The following is a 22,452-nucleotide window of genomic DNA, read 5'->3' as shown; positions in this document are numbered from 1 at the left end:
ATATATTTATACGATAATCCGAGGTTAAATAGTAGTAATTTTTAAAATTAGGTTGTCCTTGAAATAATAGTTATACTGTCAATCTATACTTGACTAAATTAGTATGGTATTATATAATCATGTTATTATAGGGGAGTTGTTTGTATGCAATTAACTACAAAGGGGCGGTATGCTGTAATGGCTATCTTAGAAATCGCATCGCAAATGTCGGATATGCCTGTTACCTTGGCTGAAATTTCAGCAAAACAAAATATACCGGTTAACTATTTGGAGCAAATTTTTGCAAAACTTAAGAAAGCTAATATAGTTAGATCAGCGAAAGGTCCAAAAGGTGGTTACATCATTAATGAAAAATTAAATAATATCAAGATTACTAATATTATTGATGCGGTAGATGAGAATATTGAAATGACAAGATGTTTAAGAAAATCTCAGAATAGTTGCGTACCTAATAAAGTAAAATGTAACGCTCATCATTTATGGTTAGGTTTAAGTAAGCATATAAGGAACTATTTTGACACCATCTCTGTAGCTGACATGCTAGCTGATACACTAGATTAGCTCTAAAAGTTTTTGAAAATTATTTTAACTTATGTATTAGTGGACGAATAAATTATGTTATATATATGTTATATTTAGACCATAATTCTACTACTAACGTTCATCCTAAGGTTAAGGAACTTATGAAGAATTTGCTCGAAGAAGCATATAATCCGTCTTCTATTCATACCAAAGGGCGTTATGCTAGGAGTTTAGTAGAAACAGCTAGGGAGCAAGTTGCAAGATCTGTGGGCGTTGACATAAATTCTAGAGAATATCAGGTTATTTTTACTTCCTCTGGCACAGAAAGTAATAATTTGCTGATGAATAATTATTATGACGGAGAAATTTTTGTTTCTAGCATAGAACATTTATCGATCTTTGATCATGCTAAATATAGCAATAATATTAAAATTATTAGGGTAGATAGCGATGGCATTGTTGATGCTCAGCATTTAGGAGAACTACTATCGGTTAGTCATAGCAATAAAAAGCTCGTGTCTATAATGCTAGCTAATAATGAAAGTGGTGTTGTGCAAAATGTACAAGAGCTGGTTAAAATTGCCCAAAAATATGGGGCAGTATTTCATAGTGATTGTGTTCAAGCAGTTGGCAAAATATCGGTCAATATTAAAGAATTAGGAGTTGATTTTGCTACTATATCAAGTCATAAATTAGGAGGAGTACAGGGAAGTAGTGCGTTGATTGCTAAAGCAGAGCATACGCTTAAAGCAATGATGATTGGTGGAGGGCAAGAGAGAAACATTCGCTCAGGTACAGAAAATGTACTAGCGATTGCTTCGTTCGGGCTTGTATCATCAATAGCGACTACAGAGATAGAAGATAGATACAAAAAAATGAAGAAATTACAGACATATTTGGAACAAAATTTGTGCAACTATAAAAATGTTAAAATAGTGTCGAAAGATGTTGAAAGATTACCAAATACCACGTTGATAATCGTACCTAACACTGATGCACAAACCAAATTGATAGCTTTCGATTTACGGGGTATAGCAGTTAGTTCCGGTTCTGCTTGTTCATCAGGGAGAGTTGGTAAATCACATGTTTTATCGAATATGGGGTTTAGTGAGGATGACACTAGGTCTTCGATTAGAGTCAGCTTTGATTATCAACAAACTACCCAAGATGTTGTGACGTTTATTAAAGCATTTGAAGAAATATACACTTCTAACTTAAACGTCATTGCGAGGAAGTAGCAAAGCTAAAAGAGTAACTAGTATGGATGAATTAGAGAAATTAAAACAAAAAGTAAAATTAAGTGGTAAATCGCTGCCAATTTATATGGATTACCAGTCTACAACTCCTATAGATCCAAGGGTCTTGGAATGTATGCTGCCATATTTTACCACTAAATTTGGTAATCCGCATTCTAGGAGTCATTCCTTTGGTTGGGAAGCTGAAGAAGCTGTGGAGTTGTCGAGGAAAAAAGTAGCTAGGCTTATTGGAGCAGATCCTAAAGAGATTATTTTTACTTCTGGTGCTACTGAATCTAATAATTTAGCTATTAAAGGAATTGCCAAATTCTATGGTAATAAAAAAAATCACATAGTGACGGTGGTAAGTGAACATAAATGCGTTTTAGATGCTTGTAGACATTTAGAAGATGAGGGATTTAAGGTAACATATTTGCCAATTCAGCTGAGTGGTTTGATTGATTTAGAAATATTGAAAAATGCCATAACAGATCAAACTATACTGGTATCGGTGATGGCTGTAAATAATGAAATTGGTGTTATCCAACCAATTAAAGAAATTGGCAAAATTTGTCGTGAACGAGGAGTATTCTTTCACTCAGATATTGCCCAAGGATACGGCAAAATTCCAATAGATGTTAATGATTGTAATATTGATCTTGCAAGTATTTCTGGGCATAAAATTTATGCTCCTAAAGGTATTGGTGCTTTATATGTAAGGAAAAAACCTAGAGTACGACTAGTGCCGATTTTAAATGGTGGAGGACAGGAAAGAGGTATGCGTTCTGGAACTCTACCAGCTCCTTTAATTGTTGGGCTTGGTAAGGCTGCTGAAATAGCTCTGCTTGAGATGCAAAAAGATGCTAAGCATGTAGAAGAGCTTTTTGATAGGTTTTATGATAATATTACTAAAGAAATTGCCGACGTTTATCTAAACGGTGCTAGACATAATAGATATAAGGGGAATTTAAATCTAAGTTTTGCTTATGTGGAAGGTGAGTCTATGATACTAGCTATTAAAGATTTAGCCGTTTCATCCGGCTCTGCTTGTACGTCATCTTCACTTGAACCATCATATGTGCTAAAAGCTATGGGTGTTGATGAAGAAATGGCACATACCTCTATTAGGTTTGGTATTGGTAGATTTACTACTAGAGAAGAAATCGATTATGCTGCAGCGTTAATAGCGTCCAAAATTAATAAATTAAGAGAGCTAAGCCCTCTTTGGGAGATGGTGCAAGAGGGAGTTGATTTAAAGCAGATCAAATGGGCAATGCATTGATACCCCAGCATCGGGATAAGAATTTGTCAATTCTGATCCTAAATTCGCTTAGGTTGCTTAGATGCTTATCACTTAATTATTATAATATAGATAGGAAATAAAATGGCATATAGTCTAAAAGTGCTGGATCACTATGAAAATCCTCGTAATGTAGGGTCATTAGATAAAAATGATGCATATGTTGGAACAGGTCTTGTCGGAGCTCCTGCATGCGGTGATGTAATGAAGTTACAAATTAAAGTTAGTGAAGATGGAATTATTACAGATGCCAAATTTAAAACCTTTGGTTGTGGTTCTGCTATTGCTTCAAGTTCTTTAGTAACAGAATGGGTTAAGGGTAAATCTATTGATGAGGCTGGTAGTATAAAAAATACTGAAATAGCCAAAGAACTATCTTTACCGCCAGTAAAACTCCATTGCTCTTTATTGGCAGAAGATGCAATAAAAGCTGCAATAGCTGATTATAAAACTAAAAAATTGCAGTAAATTTATGAAAAATATTATGTCATTGACTGATGCAGCAGCTAGGCAAATAAAGCTATTGATAGACAAACGTAATAAACCATCTTTTGGTATTAGGGTTGGGGTAAAATCTGGTGGCTGTTCTGGTCTATCTTATTACGTAGAATATGCGGATGACAAAAATAAGTTTGATGAGGTGATAGAAGATAAAGGTGTACGAATATTAATCGATCCAAAAGCTTTGATGTATATCCTAGCAAGTGAAATGGATTATGTAGAAGACAAGTTTAAATCCGGCTTTACTTTTAATAACCCAAACGAAAAAGGTAGTTGTGGATGTGGGAAGTCGTTTAATATATAAGAAAATATTTCTGTTTTTATAAAAAATGTCGTAAAACCCATGTCTTTAGCGTGTAGAATGTAAGGCGTTACTCACCTTGAGTTTCAATAGACTTCTTTCGAAACTCTACTTCTGCTGGTGATTTGTACGTCGATGCGGTACTCGAATCCTCACGTACATTAGAGTACGCTGCGGGTCGAGGTTCCTCGTCTCCTTCAAATCCCTCAGCATAAGCGAGTTTCGAAAGAAGTCTAATCTAAGTGGCAACAAAACCGCTCATTCTTAACATTGGTTCTTATATGAAACATAAACACTCTACAAAAGCATCATCTACAAGCAGTAGCTTATCAGCTAGCTCAGTAAGTGACCCTAGTGTTAAACTACGACAATTTGATGACAAATTACAAGCAGTTTTAAATAATTCTTTAGGAGGTGGTAGTAAAATAGGAAATTTTATAATCAATCGTATTTTATGTTCCCTTGATGCAACTAATATAACTAATGGAGAAAAAATAAAATATATAAAGATTATAGAGCAATTTGTGTCAAAGTTTGTTCAAGAAATGGATAAGAATTCAATGGAACAATTACAACCTTGGAGACAATTATATAATCTTGTATTAATTCGTGAGCATTTAAAGAAGGGTGAGGAAAGTGTTATCAAATATTTATTGAATAGTAAAGTTTTTGATGAGAATTTATTTAACCCTAATAGATTAAATGATGATAATAACTTAACATTATTAGATTTGCTCAAATCTTTAAACGATGTATTAATAGATAGATCAGAAATCAAGAAAAACAGCGAATTAATTCAATGGTTAAAAGAGAAAAAAGGAGCTAAGAAATCTTCAGAAATACTACAAGGCAAATTTAATCAAGAGGATTACGATAAAAATATAGAAAAATTCAAAAAAGAATTACAAGAATGTTTACCAAAGGAGGTAACATCTGAGGGAGGGTTTAAAGCGGTACGTAAATTCGAGAACAATAGGTCAAAAGAGTTTTTAGAATGTCTTGATGTTATCTTAAATAACAAAAGAGGTGAGATTTCTCAACATATAAAATTACTTCTTAACAAACAACAAGACACAGATCATTATAAGGTTTATGTACATGTGTTGGATAAGCTTCTATCTGAATATTATCAATATATAGATCATGATAAATATATAAAAATAATACACTCTATTGTAGCAAAGATACCATCCGATTCATTAAGGGTGATTCACTATGAAGAGTTAATAGGAGTATATTTTGATAAAATAAAGCTAAAGTCATTCTTAACAAAGGAAGAGGAAGGGTTATTAGATGAGTATACTAATCAACTGGTTACATTAATCATTAATAGTAATGCAGATAACAGTGCAAAACATTATGCTTATAGGAAGCGTTTCAATTACTATAAGTATAAAGAAAATTCAGAAAAAACAATTTTGCAAGAAACAATTGAAGTATTATTAGAATTAATAAAATATGCTGATAGCACCCAAAAACAAGAAGATTTATATCGTTTATTAATAGCTTTACATCATGAACAAAAAAAACAAAAATGTTTATTAAAAGGGAGAACATTTTAAAAGCAAGTGCAATATCTATGATATTTGTGATTAGCTTTGTTGTATTAACAAATATATTGGTACGTCGTTGTATCAATCATGAATGTCATCAGCAAAACCTAATAAAATTAGAAGAATATCATAATATAATTAGATCGCTTTTAGTTGATAAATTTAATATTAATTATATATTAAGTAGTAATGATGTATCTGATCAAATCTCTATTTTAAAAGAACATATTAGGAATCATGTTTTCATTTCGAAGTATCATATACCAAATAGCGTGTATGGCAAAAACGATCTACCTTATATCACTCTACAAGAACTACTAGATATACTATCAAACCAAGTATTTAAATACAATATTACTATTAATAATCATTCCATTATATCTAATGGTGTGGTAGAATTTCAGGAGAGTTTGAACAAGCAGTATCACATTAATAAAGACCTCACTTATAATATCTCAATACAAATTTCTCCTAATTCTTATTATACACAACAAGCTATCTCTAGGGTTAAGCAGCAAATTTTATTATTAAATATAGGTTCTATATTTACAATTTTAGTACTATTTACAATAATATTGTATCTATCTTATAGAGATAAAAAAATTAAAATTAAACTTAACAAGTTAGAGGCAGATTTAACTAACAGTATGGAACATAGTAAAAATATTCTATTATTTCAAAAAATAAACGAAGAGTTTACTCTAAAATGTTATCACTATTCTAAAAGTAGTGATAATAAAAAATCATTTAATATCTCTAATACTGTTAATATAGAAGACGAACTAGGATATAATAGTGAATATTTTCCATTACCAATAACAACATTAGAGTCCCACAATGAAATTAATTACCATACAATAAAACTAACTCCGATAATTTTATATCTACAAAGTTATTATACAGGATACACAGCTTGCTATAATTCTAATATTAAACTAGATATAGTCAGTAATATAGAGACACTTGAAGTGCCTTTTGAATCGGAAATATTTAACCAAATTATGGTTAGTGTATTATCTAATATCTTGTACTTTAATAAAAATACAGAAAGATCGAGATGTGTAAAGTTAATATTTCAAAACAACTTGATTACCTTTATCGGTGAAGGGTTTAGTTTAGACCAAAATTTAGCAGTAAGATATTCTGAAAAAATATTTAATGATACAGCTAATTTATACATATTAAATTTGGGACAAATATTTATTTTGTTAAAAAGTTTTAAAATAAATTGTCAAGTAACTAAAAATAAGTACTCTACAACAATAGAAATAAAATTAGATAATGTACCAACAGAGTTAAATACCGACACTACCCAAAAGGCACAGATAATTAAAATGAATAAGTATAGAAAACTTAACGACTTAAAATGAGAAATTTTATACTATTACTCTTTATAGTAGTAATTTCTACTTGTGAAGCATATGCAGTACTTCTTTTTAATAAAGAAGAGCCAGTATACTATTTCGTTAATCATGAGGAACAAATTAACAACATAAGGAAGTTATTAATAAGAGACAGAATAGTAGGTATTACAGGTATCAGTGGTATAGGAAAAAGTGAAATAGCTAGAAAATATGCACAAAAATATCAACAAGATTACGATATTATTGCGTTTTTAGATGCAAGTATAGATTTAATCCCACAATTTGTTTTATTGGCCAAAGAAATAAATCAAAAAATATGTTCAAAAACGGGGTGTTTCATTTCAGAAAGTACCGGAAGCGTTAAACAAAACCTTATGACATATCTTAAACCTCAGGGGAGGTGGTTATTAATATTCGATAATTTACATATTAATGAAAATAACAAAATTAAGGATATTATTGATTGGCATCATAATGGACATATTATAATTTGTTCGCAAGATAGTCAATATTTGCTACCAAGAATCTCAGTTCCTTATTTACAAGAAAAAGACATTTTTATGGCAATTAATAAGCTTATAGACGAGCGATCAGAGGAATTTAAAAAAGATTTGGCATGTAATTTAAAAGGTTATCCAACTAATATAATTGGACATAGTGCTATTTTTTTACAAAGCAACAACCACATGACAATCAAAGAGTATATAAATTATATACGAAAACATGATAACAAATTAAATGCACATTTATCAATAGTATTAAATGAAATTACATCAGAAGCCAAAACACTATTATACTATATGGCGTTATTAAATAATCAAAAAATAGGTAATAATTTACTAGAACATCTAGTAGATGATAAGGAGAAATTATCCGATTTAATTGATGAGATAGTAAGATTTGGTTTAATTGAACAAATTAGTAACAATAGAAATAAAAAAGTATTTCGAATGCATGATGCAGTAAAATATGAGATATTAAATATATACGATTTAGCTACTAATAAGAAAACTATTGATAAACTACTTATTAAAATACAACATTTAATGTCAGGGGAGATGGTAAATCAATTTTATTTAATTATGCAGGATAATACCTTTGAAAGTAATGTAGAAGTACTGCTAGCTAATGCGGATAAGTATAATAGTAATATTTATGCAAGCATGGTCTTGCATAATATCCTACTTGGCTACTACTTACGTTCTAGAGAACCATATAATGCCAAAAAAATGGTAAGTTGGTTTAAAGAACACGAACATAAGTTGATTTGGCAAAATATGACAGAATTAGAGCAAGTAGCGTATAGTAGGTATTTAGGACGTATAGGACGATATGAATACTTTGTTGTTAATCACCATTCAGATATAGCCATGCAATATTTAGTGAAGGCTAAAAACGCCATAAATAGTTTACCAAACAATGAGGTAGCAAAATCATCAATTTATTATGAAATGTTTCAAGTTCAGGTATTCACAGGGCAAATAAAAGAGGCAGAAGATAACTTACATATTATACAAAATATAATGCTTAATAATAAAAACTTTATACATAAAGCAAGCATGATAGATTATGGTATGGCTAGAATATTATTAACTCAAGGAAAGTATCAGCAGGCTTTATTAGCAATTATAGATACGATAAGTAAAGAAAAAGCTCAGCTAAATAAATCTAGGATATTGACACAAATAAGTGATGTAGAATTAAGACAAGAAAATGCATGGCTTGCACCCATTTATACTTTACAAGCAGAAATACTAAATAATATGCAAAAATTTGAAGAGGCTTACGCTATAACTAACGATGTATATACTAAGATAATGAGTAGTGATCTAAATGAAATTAAAGATATCACATCTACAACAATAGCATATTGTTTAACAGAGTTGTCAAAATCTGAATTAGGACTAAAGAGGCAGAATGATGCTTGGAAACATATAGTAAAAGTAGTTGATATACTGATACAAGACCAAGATAGAAGCAATAGGGAAAATGAGTTAGAGAATTCCATAGATATATTTTTAGCTAATGCTTTAGTAGTAAAAGCAAATATATTAAGTACTTTAGGGAAAGCAGAAGAGGCTATGATTAATTATAGATTAGCTAAAAATATTTATTGGAACATATACAATATCAAAAACATCGGCAATATGGATAATGTAAGTTATGCCTTCTTTCAGGCAGCAAAAACTGCTACGAAATTAGCTAATAAAAGTGATAGACATATACAATGCACTTATTTTTACTCACTTCTTTTGACATATTTTGGTTCTGATCATCCTAGGAGTAAAGAATTATATGGAGTATGCCCATAAAAGCATATTGTCTGAAGTGAATAATGCTCTAGAACCTAGTGTTAATCTAAATATTAGAGTTATTTTTTATAATGTTTTTGAATAAGCCATTTAGTAAAATTTTCATCAGCTTTATCTAAACTCAACTGTGAAGAGTATTCGTATACTTCTTTAATAAGAGTAAACACGTTACTATACCTTACAGCAATAGGATAGTGAATTAGCTCAAGTTCATTAATGATTTTATCACAAGTATCACGAAGCAAAGAAATATTAAGTATAGAATCTTGGTTATCGTGATCTAATAATAATTCTTGAATTTCAATATTAAAAGCACCTGCTATAGATTGCAATACTTCTATAGTAGGATTTTTGGAAGTACCTCTGAATATATTTGTAACGCTTCTACCTTGTCCAATCTTATTTTCAAGATCAGCAACACGCCAATTTTTTTCTTTTAATAGCCTTTCAATATTTTTCTTAATAATTAAGTGTGACATTCTTATAAATAAATGAATTTAGTTAGACATTTTAGTTGACAATATTATGTATTTATATACACTAAAAATAAATGTATATTATTATGCATAATATTATAAGTATTAACTGTATTGATATACTAAAATTTGTACAAGGTAAAGTAGTTTATCAAAGTATTTATTTAAATAAGAATGATTAATATTCATGTAAATGGATTTAAGGATGCATTTTTCCTTATATTAAAGCCAATTCGTGATAAGAATTAACTAATTCTTATTACGAATTGGGGTAGTATGTATGGAACAGCAAGATGCAACTCAAGATAGTTCACAAAAAACATGTTGAAGTAACATTGATATCATAACAAAACAATAAGAAATTAGAATGTGGCAGCAATACTTAGCAATAATATTAATTATTATTGAAGGTTTATTAATCTTAATATCTTTGAAATATTTGCATCAGATAAATATAACTAGTAAAGATTTCTCCAATATATTTGGCAAAGCTAAGACAGATACATCTCGTTTATTTAAAGAACTACAACAGTTAAGTGCTGTAACCAGTAAAAGAGATGATAACATTTTAAGCGTAGTGTATCACTTAGAGGATATCGAACTGTATATCAAAAGTATTTTGAGCATACTTGAACAACAAGAAAAGTGTAAGACAACTGAAGAGTCAACAAATAAATCCAAAATAAGTAATAGTAAAACCAAAATAAAATTATAGCATAGAAGATAGAATGTGTAGTTGTGATAAGGCAAGCAACTATCGCTGTTATACTCAAATGATTTGAAGAATTGGATTTGAAAATGAATGGTGAGCATGCGAATCCATGATATTTTCAAAAAACAATTTGTAGGAGCAGAAGAGTATACTAATCATGTCAACAATACAAGGTCAATAATAATGATTAGAAACTGTATTATTATAAATAATACGGGCTATCTTTTATTTATAGCATTATCTATTTAATTACGAATTGCTATTGACTAAAATAGTTGCTGGTAATATAATGCCGACTTAATTTGTTTAAATTTTAGTTAGGATATTTTTCATGTTCGCAATCGTCAAATCAGGCGGAAAACAGTATAAAGTCGGCAAAAACAGTGTCATCAAAGTAGAAAAAATTGACGGTGAAAGAGGTGCAAAAATCCAATTTGACCAAATATTGATGATTGGTGAAGATTCAAAGCCATCTTTTATAGGTACGCCAATGGTTAAAGGAGCTCTTGTTACTGCTGAAATTACTAACCAGTTTAAAGATAATAAGGTTATTGTCTTTAAGAAAAAACGTCGTCAGAATTATCGTCGCAAGACTGGTCATAGGCAGGAATTGACCGAATTGAAAATATTAGACATTACTAAACTATAATAGGATTTATTTAAGGATATATAAATGGCAACTAAAAAAGCTGGTGGTAGTTCTAGAAACGGCAGAGATTCGGTCGGTCGTAGGTTGGGTGTTAAAAAATATGATGGACAATATGTGATACCAGGTAACATTATTGTTAGACAACGTGGTACTAAATTTCACCCAGGTAAGAATGTTGGACTTGGTAGAGATCATACGTTATTTGCATTGATTGCAGGCAAAGTAGAATTTTCTAGTAAGAGAGACTATAAAATAGTCAATATTGTGCAGTGATGATGCTATTTCTGCCTGCAGATGTCATCCCTATTAACCACACAATGTTACCCCTGCGTAGACAGGGGTCTAAAAAAGTCTAACAAACCCTCTAGGTCTATTTTTTTAGATTCTGCTACCTACGTAGGAATGACATCGAAAATTACGCTTGCAGATTTATGTCAGTAATAGTTCAAAAATTTGGTGGAACTTCCGTTGCTAACATTGCAAGAATAAAAGAAATTATTCCAATAATTAAGCTTGAAAAGCAGCATGGCAATCAAGTAATAATTGTCGTTTCAGCTATGGCCGGGGTTACCAACCAACTAGTTACTCTATGTAATGAAGTTTCTAGTCTTAAGACCAATTCAGAACTCGCAGAATATGATGCCGCTCTTTGTAGCGGGGAGATGGTAACAGCATCTTTACTAGCCCTTAAACTACAAGAACAAGGCATGAGTGCAAGATCTGTGCTGGCATGGCAATTACCGATCTTAACCAATGATAATTATAGCAAAGCTTTGGTTGAACAACTCTCTACTAGTTTGTTAATAGAATGTATTAAGCAAAACATCATTCCAATAGTTGCTGGATTCCAAGGTGTTACCAATAATAATAGGTTGACAACGCTTGGTCGAGGAGGATCAGATACTACCGCCTCTTTAATTGCAGCTGCTATGAAAGCTGATAGATGTGATATATACACTGATGTGGAAGGAGTGTTTACTGCTGATCCTCGCATTGTCCCGGGAGCAACAAAATTATCACAGATTAGTTTTGAAGAAATGCTGGAATTTACATCTTGTGGAGCTAAAGTGCTGCATCCACGTTCCTTAGAGGTTGCTATTAGATATAATGTACCCATACGCGTTTTATCGTCGTTTTTACTCCCATTATACCACGAAAAAAATGGTACACTAATAACATCTAGAGATAAAATTATGGAAAATAGGCAAATTACTGGTATTACTTCCAACAAGAATTTATTACAATTAGTGGTATCCTCCCAATTGAGTTTTTCTAAGATATGCAAACTCATCGCTGACCATAATATTCACCTAGAATTAATGGAAAATATTAAGACAAATATACAATATAGTTTCATTATCCAACTATCCGATAAAAATAAATTACAACATTTACTAGATGATCTAAAAAATACTAATCAAATAAATAATTTTATCATTGACAGTCAAATTTCTATAGTGTCAATTATTGGTTATGGTATTAAAAATGATCAAACCCTACTTGGTACGGTATTAAATGAACTAGAAAAAGAAAATATACCAGTGAAAAAGATACAAATCTCAGAAATTAAAATTTCTATCCTAATAAAAGACCTAGATACTGAAAAAACAATACGTTGCTTGCATCAATTATTTGAATTATCAGAAAATTAAGCAGAATTATGTCTAAAAGAAAAAAATTTGTAGAACTTTTTGTAACTTTTTTCTATATAGGTAGAATAAAATATTGTCCTGGTACATTTGGGTCTTTAGCTGCTTTCCCTTTGTGCTACTTGATCGTATATCTTTCTCTAACTAATCAACTAATTTTTTCATTTACTAATTTCACAACTTTACAAGCACAACTTATTACTCTCTTTATTATTACTCTTTTGATTTGCCTATTGTTATTTATGTTAGGCACATACTTCTCTTCAATATACATACAATATGCTACACAGGACGATCCAAAAGAAGTGGTGATTGATGAGGTAGTTGGTCAAATGCTAACAATAATACTAAGTTGTTTTTCTGTGGTTTTCGTAAACTACTCAGGACTTACAAAATATTTAAGTTCACAACTAATAAATTTTATCTTTTTATTTGCTTTGCCCTTAGTGTTGTTTAGATTTTTTGATATAATAAAACCATGGCCAATAAATTGGCTCGATGCTAATATCAAAGGGGGTGTTGGTATTATGGTAGATGACATTGCAGCAGCAATCTTTGCTTCAGTCATGCATTATGCTATCACTTTTACTTTAATAAATTGGTTTGGCTAAATAATATTTTAATTAGGATGTTCTAGGTTCAGGGCAGTTTAAAAATCCTAACTTTAAGTTGAGAATAATTTAAATAACCTATGTCTATAATTGTTAAAATTTTCTCTAGTTTCAGTAATTTTGTTTGAAAATAGAGCTATTATAGCAAGAGTTATTGTCCTCAATAATGACATTATTAACGGAGCTTCTCCAGTACTAATAGTTGACTTATCTTCTTCAAAAACCTTATCTTTTATCCAGTTTAAATTATTTTCGCATGACCAATGACTTCTGTTAAATTTTAATAATTCTTCTGGGCTTTGTTGCATAAATAGGATTTGAGATAAATTACCCCTAACCCCAAAATAGAGGGTTAGCAAACGGCAACAGAAATTGGTTTGCCAATCTAAAACATTTTGTTTAGAAGGTGGCATTTAATCGATATTTCATTTGTCATATTCTGATTATCTCTTGATAAAAACTTGCTATACTGCTCGTAAATGAAGGGTTGCAAAGATAGGAGAGATATTGTAGAGTTTAGGAGATTATGAGTAAGAATGTATTGACAGAAGAACAAAGAGAAAAGTTGAAGGAACGTCATAAGACAGAACGAGACGGACGCATACGTGATCGTATTAAGGCAGTTTTGATGTATGACGATGGGTATAGTAATGTAGAGATTGCTAAGGTACTACTCTTGAGCCACGAATCGATAAGAAAACATATTGTTGATTATCAAAAAGCCAATAAGCTTGATACCAACAATGGAAGTAGCACAAGCAAATTAAGTGATGGTGAGAGGAAAGAATTAGCGAGTCACCTAGAAGCAAATAATTATGTTTATGCTAAAGATATCATGCATCACATTTAGAACAAATATGGGGTAACATATACGATAACGGGAGTAACAAAATTACTATACAAATTGGGTTTTGTTTACAAGAAGGCGAAAATAGTACCGGCTAAGCTGGATTTTGACAAGCAAGAATTATTTAAGTTAAACTACAGTTTACTAAAAGGGAATCTCAGAGATAAGGAAGCCATATATTTTATGGATGGTGTTCATCCTTAGTATCAAGCAAGGGCAAGGTGCGGTTGGATAAGAAAGAAGCAAGATAAGACCTTACCAACATTCAGTGGCTGGAGAAGAAAGCACATGATTGGTGCTATTAACCTAGCTGATTTACAGTTAGTAAGGACAGAGAACCCCAAAATAAATGGGGAGCAGATAGTTAATTTTCTACAGAGATTGGAAGAGGAGAATAGTGACAAGGAAAGAATATATTTAATCTGTGACAATGCTAGTTACCACAAATCCAAGAAAGTTAAAGAATACCTAGTAAATAGTAAAATAGAGCTAGTATTTTTGCCACCATATAGTCCAAATCTTAACCCAATTGAGAGATTATGGAAGTTTATGCACAGTATTACAACTAATAATAAATTTTATCATAATTTTGAACAATTTTCGGAAGCAATAAACAAATTTTTCAGCAACATCGCCGATTATAAAGATAGGTTACGTACCTTAATAAACGATAATTTCCAAACTATTACCGTTAACCATTTCTGCAACTCTTCAGGTTAATTGAGTATACCAAAAGAAGTTTTAAAACGAAAAAGCGTATTTTCTACGCTCTCCCTTCGGTCATAACTATTCTTTACTCTCCATGCTTGATATCTCCTCTTTCATTGATATTTTACAGCTTTATCTCTCTCTGTTTTAGGCTTGTGTAATTTAACTGATAATGAATGGTTGGGAGGTCTGATAACTGGCTTCTCATTTTCTAGACGAAAAAGTGCTTAAAACACCTAAAGAATGAGGTTTATAAGGATTTTGCTATAAGATTTGTAGTCATGTAAATGATATTTTTTATTTGACAATGCTGGAATTTAGAGATATAATCTCTTTCATGTATATTACAACTGTTCCAAATAGAAATTCTCGTCCTGCAATATTGCTTCGTACCTCTTATCGCGAAGACGGGAAAGTATTAAATAAAACCCTAGGTTCTTATATCTAATAGTGGAGTAAAAAAATATACTTCTAGTGAAAATGGCAAGAGCTATATTGACGCAGAGAAGATAGAGCAGGATGCGTTGTGGGATGGCATACATGGGGTAATCACCAATGACCAAACTATAACTCCACATGAAGCAATAGCAAAATATGCTAGATTATGGGTAATTGAAGAGCAATTTAGAATCAATAAACATAATTTACAAATGCGTCCAATTTTTCACTGGACTAAACAAAGGATAGAAGCACACATAGCGATGTGTTATATGAGTTTTGCAGTGCTTAAGACTATAGAATACAAGGTTGCTCTGACCCAAAAGATTAGTGTAACTAATATTGTTGAATTATTAATATCAGTACAGGCTTCAATCTTAAGACATACAAAGACTGGTGATTTTTATAGACTACCAAGTGCAATAAAAAACGAAGCTAGAAAAATCTATAAAACCTTTAACATCAAACGTTCAGACCATGCTGAAATATATTTAAAATAACAAAATAATGTTGTGCCTAAATTTTAAAAATCCTAGCACTATGACCCTTCTAAGCTTATGCCTTATTAAAAAATGCGGAAGTCGGGAGGAAATAAAAATTATAGTAGTAACGAATTGTCAGCAATTGTGGGGATAGCTCCTTATGCTCGTGATAGTGGTAATAAGCAAGGACGAAGATTTATTAGAGGTGGCAGGAAAATACCACGAGATGCTTTATACATGGCGGTATTGGCGGGGAAAAATGGTGTCAAAAATAGTTTTCAATATTTAAAAGCTTTATATGATAGGCTTGTTAACAATTTTAAACCTAAAAAGGTTGCTATAGTTGCGTGCATGCGTAAACTACTTGAAGTGTGCCATAAACTTATTCAACAAAAACGTTGTTTTGTTATTTAGATAAATATTTTTTATTTTTTTGAAATTTTAGATAAAAGATAATTGCTGTTGACAAAAATTTTAACGTAACCATATTAAAGTTCCAACGAAATTTAGAAAAGCTAAAAAAGTGGCTGGGGCTTTATCAAATCTAGAAAATATACGCCTAAAATGTTTGATTTTACCAAATAAGTACTCAATTAAATGTCGTTCCTTATAAGTATGTTTATCATATTCACGTTGTACTTTACGGTTAGATTTTGGTGGTATAACAATCTCACACCCCTTATTTTCTAAACTTTCTACAAATGCACTACTATCGTATCCTTTATCGGCTATCACTGTCGTATTCTGAACATCTTGAGTAAGATTTCCCGCTTGAGTTATATCATTTCTTTGCCCAGCAGTTAGTATAAACTTTAATGGATTACCAAGGGCATCAACAAGGGCATGAATTTTAGTACTAAAACCACCTCTGCTTCTACCTAAAGCTGCTTCTTCTTGATTACCTTTGATATATCCAGATGAGCAAGCATGTGCTCTTATAATAGTTGCATCAATCATAATCAATTCCATATCTGCATCTACTTTAATATAATCCATTAAAGCATCCCATATACCTTTATCAACCCATCTCTTAAATCTGCGATAAATACTGTACCAACAACCATAATCGTCAGGTAGAAGACGCCATTGACAACCTGTTCTAACAATAAACCATATTGCTTCAATAAACTGTCTCATTTTTTCTTCATTCTTGTGTATACCATTTCTTTCCTTAAAAAATGATAAAATTACTTCCCATGCTTGTTCTTCTATGTAATACTTCATATTGGTAGTTCCTTTTTTTGATAACTAGAAACTACCATTTCTTCTTACTATGACAACTTTTTATTCCTTTTTCCTAACTACAATTTTTGTCAACAGCAATTATCTTTTATCTAAATTTTCAAAAAAATAAAAAATATTTATCTAAATAACAAAACAACGTTTTTGTTGAATAAGTTTATGGCACACTTCAAGTAGTTTACGCATGCACGCAACTATAGCAACCTTTTTAGGTTTAAAATTGTTAACAAGCCTATCATATAAAGCTTTTAAATATTGAAAACTATTTTTGACACCATTTTTCCCCGCCAATACCGCCATGTATAAAGCATCTCGTGGTATTTTCCTGCCACCTCTAATAAATCTTCGTCCTTGCTTATTACCACTATCACGAGCATAAGGAGCTATCCCCACAATTGCTGACAATTCGTTACTACTATAATTTTTATTTCCTAATTCAGGTAAAAAACTAATTAGTTTTTTACCTACGCATTTACCAATACCAGGCACACTCTCTAATATTTTTACCTTCTCTTTCAACTCTTCTGATTCATCTATTACCTCATTTAATTTCTTATCAAGCTCAGCTATTTCATTCTGTAAAAATTTAATGAGTTTTTCTATACTCTCTTTATCAATGCCATCAATACTATGATGTAGCCTCTTCTTTTCATTGCTAAGCATTAATACTAAATCTTCTCGCCTTTGCTGACATCTCTTCAAAGTCTCTGATTCAACTTGATATAAATAATTAGCTGTAAGTTGCATCTTATCGCCATAATATGCTAATTTAAATGCGTCCTTCTTATCAGTTTTACACAAATTCACCGATTTACTAAATGAATTAAAACTATAGGTATTGACCTTATGTATCTGTTGCTTATTATTATACAATTCTTGGCAAATCTCTGCTTCATAACCTCCAGTAGGCTCACATACTATTATCTTAATTTCTTGCTCTTTTATTAATTTTATCAGTTCTTCATGCCCTAACTTATCATTGGAAAAACGATTATATATCGGTTTATTGTTAGACTCATATAAACATATATCTAACCATTTTTTACTTACATCTAGACCTATTATTTTACTCATGATATAATCTCCTTCATCTTATTGGGCAAGGCTGCTGCTTCCAGCACCTTCTGCAATTTGTTCAAAGCAAACCTTGTAAGAGGGTACTTATTCTGTGCACGATTATTTCAATCAAGAACCTATCAAGTCACCCTCTTACAATTACTTATATCATAATTTAAAGATATAAGAACCTAGTAATATAGAGAGAATATCAGACAACTTGGCTATTACTTATCAAGCTGCCTGATTATTACTTATTGTCAGATTAAGTCGTAACTAGTACATAAAAAGTCTATCTTAATCCACTTACGAGGTAAATAATAGGATTAACTAGAGACACTTTTTGCCAAAAATTTGGTAACATGTAAGTAAAAACCTTCTCTTTTGTCCAGTAGTGTGACTAGTTGTACGCCTAGCATGCTCACCATTCATTTTCAAATCCAATTCTTCAAATCTATTTGAGTATATTCTTTATACTTTGCAAAATTAACTCTCTTAAGTAAGTTAAGCCAAGCAATCCAGTCACGTTTGCCTAAATCTTCTTCAAATGACAATAGATCTTGCACAGATTTTTTACAAATTTCTTGAGATGGCAAGATTAACTCCTGATTTGTTGAACATGCTAAACATTGGGTCTTACATGCTTGCTCTAGATGATAAGTATAGAACATAGCTTCATGGATTGTTTTACCACAAGCTAATATTCCATGATTACGTAGAAACATAACATAATTTTGTCCAAGATCATCAAGCATTGTATTACTTTGATTAGATTTAAGTAGAAGAGAGTTATAGTCATGATAAGATAGTTTTCCATAAAAATGCAACGCCCATTGACTTATGGGCATCAATCCAACTCGCATAGATGATACAGCAACAGTTGCTGGAGTATGTAGATGAAAGATAGATAAAATGTCTGATCTTTTTTTGTATATATTACCGTGAGTGACGTAGCCGGTTTCATTGTAACTATCTTCGCTACCCTCTAGAACTGTTCCATCAAAACCAACTCGCAGTAAATTATCGCTAGTTACTTCTTCAAACCTTAAACCAAAAGGATAAATATAGTAAAAATCTGCCCCTTCAGGTCTTGCAGATAGATGTGTATAAGTATGGTCATCTAGGGTCAAAATCGCAAGAATTTGATATGCAGAAGCTAAGTTAAATTTGATCTCTTCTAAAGTCATTGTTATATTAGTTTAAGCTTATACATTATTATTTTGAAATACTTTTAATTTGAATTCAGGAATCACTGCAAACAAATGATCAAAAATACCGCTTTGAATATCTTCATATATATCCCCTCTTGTTTCATTAGTAAAGACATATAATTCTATTGGTAAACCATTAGGGGTTGGAGCTAACTGACGTACCAAAAATGTAAAATTTTCTTTATATATCGCAGGGTGATTTTTAAGATATTCTTTTATATATAATCTAAATATTTTTATATTTGTTATATCGCTACCTATATGTTCCAAATTCACTTTATTTATTGCTTCCGGTGCAAGATATGGTGATTTTTGTAACTCCTGTATAAATATAGTTGGAACAAATACGATACTATTTGTATCAATACATATTGCTCTCTGAATTTTTTTTGCCACTGATTCCGTTATACCACGAGAATTCACTACATTAGTTGTTAAAAGACTAGATGTAGGTATTGTTGAAATAGTTTGATCGGCATTTTTAATCTTAACTACTGTAATAGTAATTTTTTCTACAGTACCTTCAACATTATACTGGTTAACAGTAACAAAATCACCAATTCGTATTATATCCTGAGAAATAAGTTGTAAGCTTGCTAACAAACCTGTAACAGTATCTTTAAATAGGAAGGTTAACAACGCTGCCGCTGCTCCTAAACTAGTAAAAAATGCACCAAGGGAAATATTCAAAATACTGGAAATAATTATAATGGTAGCAACAGAAACAATAAGTATTTTTGATATTTGTGTGTATAAACTTAAATAGGCTTGTACAGAAGTTGCCATTTTGTTTCGATAAATATCGGCAAAAGCCTCTATAAGAGATAGGATTAGCAATGTAACGAAGCTACCTGTATAGAGTGTTATTACAATATTCTTAATACTAATTATCCAATGTGGAATAGGAAATGCCTGTAAGATATTGCCCCAAAATATAAGGTATAAACTTAGCAATGTATGTAATAAGTAGGTGTATATAGAATATTTTTTAAATGTTTTTTCATAATCATGATGCCGTTTATTAATATAGTTTTTTATCATTGAAAATATTACTGTCTTAATAACAATAACCAATGGAATGATTGAAACTATCATAATTATTAACATGAAAGTTTCTTTATCGTATTTGTGATAAAGATGCAATAAATACTGCGTCATAAATCAACCTTTTTGATATTTGTTCATTGTATGATATTAATTAGTCAACTATTAGTCTAATTAATTCGATGATTTATTTAATATTTTTTCCAACACTTGCAATCTATCAAGTTGGTGTATATAATTACCGTATGCTCTTCCCAAATATCAATCCTGTTATTTTTTCTATTGGATCATTTACCGTTTATTGGTACTCCATGGCTTATGTTTTGGGTATAATAGTTGGGTGGTTCTATGCTTATAAAATTATAAAAAAATTTGAAGTTGGTGTTACCGCGTCACACTTAGAAAATTTTGTTACTTGGGCTATTCTCGGTATAGTAATAGGGGGAAGATTAGGCTATGTATTACTATATAATCCGATTAAATATTTTTCTGATCCTATTACCATTTTAAAGACTTATGAAGGCGGTATGTCATTTCATGGTGGTATGATTGGTTTAATCATATCTAGTTATTTTTTCTGCCATAAGTATAAAATTAACTTCTTATTTCTATGTGATCTATTAGCTACAATTGGTCCTATCGGTTTATTTTTAGGTAGAATAGCCAATTTTATTAATGGTGAATTATATGGTAGAGTAACTAAAATGCCTTGGGGAATGATTTTCCCAAATAGTGATCTACAAATAAGACACCCCAGCCAACTTTATGAGGCATTTTTTGAAGGAATTATATTACTGTCAATTCTAGCTTATGCCACTTTTAAATACAAAACTATAAATATCCGTGGTTTGAATTTTGCTATATTTTTAATATTATATTCTGTATTTCGAATTATTATAGAAATGTTTCGTGAGCCAGATTTTCACATAGGCTTTATTTTTAATAACTTAACTATGGGACAAATTTTATCATTACCTATGCTAATACTAGGAATTTATTTAATAATACGAATTAGATGCCAATCGACTCTAAAGTAAGAAAACTTATTGAACAGAATGGTAGTATTAAGCTTGACGAAATGATGCTCCAAGTAATGTCGGTAAATCCTTCTTCTTACTACAAAAAACAAGATAAGTTAGGTTGCCTAGGAGATTTTACCACAGCTCCAGAAATTTCTCAGCTTTTTGGTGAAATGATAGCGTTATGGGCTATTGATCAATGGCATAAAATGGGATGTCCTCAGAAGACTAATTTAGTTGAGTTAGGTCCTGGACAAGGAGTATTAATGCGGGATTTTCTCAATGTTGCTAAATTAGTTCCAAAATTCTACCAATCCATTTCAATAGAATTGATTGAAATTAATCTTCATTTTATCAAGAAACAGAAAACAAACCTCAAATTAGTTGGTTTACCTATTAAACATCATACAGCAGTACAATATATATCTAAAATTCCTTCTATTATAATAGCTAACGAATTTTTTGACGCTATGCCAATTAAACAATATATTAAAAGCAAAGAACTTTGGTACGAGTCAATACTTATTATTGACCCAACTGATGGTAAAATTAAGTTCGATAAGATAGAAGTTAGTAAAGAATTGCAACACTACTTACTGCAAGAACACCCAAACGCATATGACGGAGCAGTAATAGAAGAATCACCTAAATCATTAGAAATCATAAAATTTATTAGCAAGCATATAATGAAATTTGGTGGGGCTAGCTTAGTTATTGATTACGGTTATGATATATATCCAATAAAAAGGATGCGTAACCAATATGACCCTACTTTACAAGCGATAAAAAATCATAAATATTACCCTCTGCTTGAAACTTTAGGAGAAGCTGATTTGTCAGCACATGTTGACTTTTATGCTTTAAAAACAGTAGCCCAAAATATAGGAATAAATGTTTATGGATCAATAACACAACGTGATTTTCTAATTGGTAATGGTATATTATTACGAAGTAAACTATTGCAAAATAAATTACCTATTATAGAAGCAAATATAATAGCAAAACAAGTTGATAGGCTAATCGCTCCGAATAAAATGGGACTATTGTTTAAAGTATTGTGCCTTGTACAGGAGTAAGGTATAATTCCACGGCGTCATTGCGAGGAGACCGTAGGTCGACGAAGCAATTGTAACTTAGATATTAATGAAGAATTTTTAAAACTAGCAAAGTCAATCAATGAAAAGGCTAGGACTAATTTAATATCGGAAGATGTCGGATCA

At 31.0% G+C, this 22,452-nt stretch carries 27 protein-coding genes; 21 read left to right on the top strand and 6 right to left on the bottom strand.

Annotated features, from left to right (window positions below):
* The first annotated feature begins 144 nt into the window (after positions 1-144).
* The 8 genes from AAGD53_RS00715 (at position 145) to AAGD53_RS00675 (ending at position 9,088) form a co-directional block, all read left to right on the top strand.
* Complete coding sequence (locus AAGD53_RS00715) at positions 145-561, top strand: Rrf2 family transcriptional regulator (RefSeq protein WP_341761770.1); 417 nt, start codon at positions 145-147, stop codon at positions 559-561.
* A 65-nt stretch (positions 562-626) separates the two neighbouring features.
* Entirely contained in the window at positions 627-1,760 is a 1,134-nt protein-coding gene (locus tag AAGD53_RS00710; protein ID WP_341762895.1) for a cysteine desulfurase family protein, read from the top strand.
* A 22-nt stretch (positions 1,761-1,782) separates the two neighbouring features.
* The gene (locus tag AAGD53_RS00705; protein WP_341762185.1) at positions 1,783-3,039 is read left to right on the top strand and encodes an IscS subfamily cysteine desulfurase; all 1,257 of its coding nucleotides are present in this window, start codon (positions 1,783-1,785) and stop codon (positions 3,037-3,039) included.
* A gap of 102 nt (positions 3,040-3,141) precedes the next feature.
* Positions 3,142-3,525, top strand: coding sequence for a Fe-S cluster assembly scaffold IscU (gene iscU / locus AAGD53_RS00700; protein ID WP_341753738.1), 384 nt, complete (start codon positions 3,142-3,144; stop codon positions 3,523-3,525).
* Positions 3,526-3,529: 4 nt separating this feature from the next.
* On the top strand, positions 3,530-3,862 hold the full coding sequence (locus tag AAGD53_RS00695; RefSeq protein ID WP_341761768.1) for a HesB/IscA family protein: 333 nt from the start codon (positions 3,530-3,532) through the stop codon (positions 3,860-3,862).
* Positions 3,863-4,140: 278 nt separating this feature from the next.
* Positions 4,141-5,421 carry a hypothetical protein gene (locus AAGD53_RS00685; RefSeq protein WP_341762894.1) on the top strand — a complete coding sequence of 427 codons (1,281 nt, stop codon included), beginning with the start codon at positions 4,141-4,143 and terminating at the stop codon, positions 5,419-5,421.
* Entirely contained in the window at positions 5,394-6,782 is a 1,389-nt protein-coding gene (locus AAGD53_RS00680; protein WP_341762893.1) for a hypothetical protein, read from the top strand. Before AAGD53_RS00685 ends, AAGD53_RS00680 begins: the two co-directional genes overlap by 28 nt.
* Complete coding sequence (locus AAGD53_RS00675) at positions 6,779-9,088, top strand: NB-ARC domain-containing protein (protein ID WP_341762892.1); 2,310 nt, start codon at positions 6,779-6,781, stop codon at positions 9,086-9,088. The genes AAGD53_RS00680 and AAGD53_RS00675 overlap by 4 nt, the downstream gene beginning before the upstream one ends.
* 59 nt (positions 9,089-9,147) lie before the next feature.
* Here AAGD53_RS00675 and AAGD53_RS00670 read toward each other — a convergent pair whose 3' ends face one another.
* A complete protein-coding gene (locus tag AAGD53_RS00670; protein WP_341762891.1) occupies positions 9,148-9,567 on the bottom strand; it encodes a helix-turn-helix domain-containing protein in 420 nt (139 codons plus the stop codon).
* A gap of 364 nt (positions 9,568-9,931) precedes the next feature.
* Here AAGD53_RS00670 and AAGD53_RS00665 point away from each other — a divergent pair, with 364 nt between their 5' ends.
* The 5 genes from AAGD53_RS00665 to AAGD53_RS00645 all read left to right on the top strand — a co-directional run bounded on the left by AAGD53_RS00665 (position 9,932) and on the right by AAGD53_RS00645 (position 13,185).
* Entirely contained in the window at positions 9,932-10,279 is a 348-nt protein-coding gene (locus AAGD53_RS00665; protein WP_341762890.1) for a hypothetical protein, read from the top strand.
* 328 nt (positions 10,280-10,607) lie between these two features.
* Positions 10,608-10,925 carry a 50S ribosomal protein L21 gene (rplU, locus tag AAGD53_RS00660; RefSeq protein ID WP_341748347.1) on the top strand — a complete coding sequence of 106 codons (318 nt, stop codon included), beginning with the start codon at positions 10,608-10,610 and terminating at the stop codon, positions 10,923-10,925.
* 24 nt (positions 10,926-10,949) lie between these two features.
* Positions 10,950-11,198 (top strand): 50S ribosomal protein L27, encoded by a 249-nt coding sequence (gene rpmA, locus AAGD53_RS00655; RefSeq protein ID WP_341761761.1) that lies wholly within the window; start codon positions 10,950-10,952, stop codon positions 11,196-11,198.
* Between the two features lie 158 nt (positions 11,199-11,356).
* Positions 11,357-12,577, top strand: coding sequence for an aspartate kinase (locus AAGD53_RS00650; RefSeq protein WP_341761760.1), 1,221 nt, complete (start codon positions 11,357-11,359; stop codon positions 12,575-12,577).
* An 8-nt stretch (positions 12,578-12,585) separates the two neighbouring features.
* Positions 12,586-13,185 carry a phosphatidylglycerophosphatase A gene (locus AAGD53_RS00645; RefSeq protein WP_341761759.1) on the top strand — a complete coding sequence of 200 codons (600 nt, stop codon included), beginning with the start codon at positions 12,586-12,588 and terminating at the stop codon, positions 13,183-13,185.
* 53 nt (positions 13,186-13,238) lie between these two features.
* Here the strand turns inward: AAGD53_RS00645 and AAGD53_RS00640 are convergent, their stop codons facing one another.
* Positions 13,239-13,493: a hypothetical protein gene (locus AAGD53_RS00640; RefSeq protein WP_341762889.1), complete on the bottom strand. Its 255-nt coding sequence runs from the start codon at positions 13,491-13,493 to the stop codon at positions 13,239-13,241.
* Between the two features lie 218 nt (positions 13,494-13,711).
* On the opposite strand from AAGD53_RS00640, the gene AAGD53_RS00635 reads away from it, so the two are divergent.
* From AAGD53_RS00635 to AAGD53_RS00610, 6 genes are all read left to right on the top strand, one after another.
* A complete protein-coding gene (locus tag AAGD53_RS00635; RefSeq protein ID WP_341762887.1) occupies positions 13,712-14,035 on the top strand; it encodes a hypothetical protein in 324 nt (107 codons plus the stop codon).
* A gap of 54 nt (positions 14,036-14,089) precedes the next feature.
* Positions 14,090-14,236, top strand: coding sequence for a hypothetical protein (locus AAGD53_RS00630; RefSeq protein WP_341762886.1), 147 nt, complete (start codon positions 14,090-14,092; stop codon positions 14,234-14,236).
* A 27-nt stretch (positions 14,237-14,263) separates the two neighbouring features.
* Positions 14,264-14,752, top strand: coding sequence for an IS630 family transposase (locus AAGD53_RS00625; RefSeq protein WP_341763370.1), 489 nt, complete (start codon positions 14,264-14,266; stop codon positions 14,750-14,752).
* A gap of 295 nt (positions 14,753-15,047) precedes the next feature.
* The gene (locus AAGD53_RS00620) at positions 15,048-15,188 is read left to right on the top strand and encodes a hypothetical protein (RefSeq protein ID WP_341763457.1); all 141 of its coding nucleotides are present in this window, start codon (positions 15,048-15,050) and stop codon (positions 15,186-15,188) included.
* A 76-nt stretch (positions 15,189-15,264) separates the two neighbouring features.
* A complete protein-coding gene (locus AAGD53_RS00615; protein WP_341762885.1) occupies positions 15,265-15,678 on the top strand; it encodes a hypothetical protein in 414 nt (137 codons plus the stop codon).
* A gap of 72 nt (positions 15,679-15,750) precedes the next feature.
* The gene (locus tag AAGD53_RS00610; RefSeq protein ID WP_341762884.1) at positions 15,751-16,074 is read left to right on the top strand and encodes a transposase; all 324 of its coding nucleotides are present in this window, start codon (positions 15,751-15,753) and stop codon (positions 16,072-16,074) included.
* A gap of 60 nt (positions 16,075-16,134) precedes the next feature.
* Here the strand turns inward: AAGD53_RS00610 and AAGD53_RS00605 are convergent, their stop codons facing one another.
* From AAGD53_RS00605 to AAGD53_RS00590, 4 genes are all read right to left on the bottom strand, one after another.
* Positions 16,135-16,884: an IS5 family transposase gene (locus tag AAGD53_RS00605; RefSeq protein ID WP_341762883.1), complete on the bottom strand. Its 750-nt coding sequence runs from the start codon at positions 16,882-16,884 to the stop codon at positions 16,135-16,137.
* Between the two features lie 141 nt (positions 16,885-17,025).
* The gene (locus AAGD53_RS00600; protein ID WP_341762882.1) at positions 17,026-17,976 is read right to left on the bottom strand and encodes an IS110 family transposase; all 951 of its coding nucleotides are present in this window, start codon (positions 17,974-17,976) and stop codon (positions 17,026-17,028) included.
* A 416-nt stretch (positions 17,977-18,392) separates the two neighbouring features.
* On the bottom strand, positions 18,393-19,145 hold the full coding sequence (locus AAGD53_RS00595; RefSeq protein ID WP_341761789.1) for a class II aldolase/adducin family protein: 753 nt from the start codon (positions 19,143-19,145) through the stop codon (positions 18,393-18,395).
* Positions 19,146-19,163: 18 nt separating this feature from the next.
* Positions 19,164-20,327: a mechanosensitive ion channel family protein gene (locus tag AAGD53_RS00590; RefSeq protein ID WP_341762881.1), complete on the bottom strand. Its 1,164-nt coding sequence runs from the start codon at positions 20,325-20,327 to the stop codon at positions 19,164-19,166.
* 131 nt (positions 20,328-20,458) lie between these two features.
* On the opposite strand from AAGD53_RS00590, the gene lgt reads away from it, so the two are divergent.
* Entirely contained in the window at positions 20,459-21,250 is a 792-nt protein-coding gene (gene lgt / locus AAGD53_RS00585; protein ID WP_341763369.1) for a prolipoprotein diacylglyceryl transferase, read from the top strand.
* Complete coding sequence (locus AAGD53_RS00580) at positions 21,229-22,308, top strand: class I SAM-dependent methyltransferase (RefSeq protein WP_341762880.1); 1,080 nt, start codon at positions 21,229-21,231, stop codon at positions 22,306-22,308. Before lgt ends, AAGD53_RS00580 begins: the two co-directional genes overlap by 22 nt.
* Positions 22,309-22,452 lie beyond the last annotated feature (144 nt).

This window comes from Candidatus Tisiphia endosymbiont of Melanophora roralis (assembly GCF_964026575.1).
In the GTDB taxonomy this organism is placed as follows: Bacteria; Pseudomonadota; Alphaproteobacteria; order Rickettsiales; family Rickettsiaceae; genus Tisiphia.
Note: the sequence above shows the minus strand (reverse complement) of the source record. Positions and strands in the feature narration are given on the sequence as shown.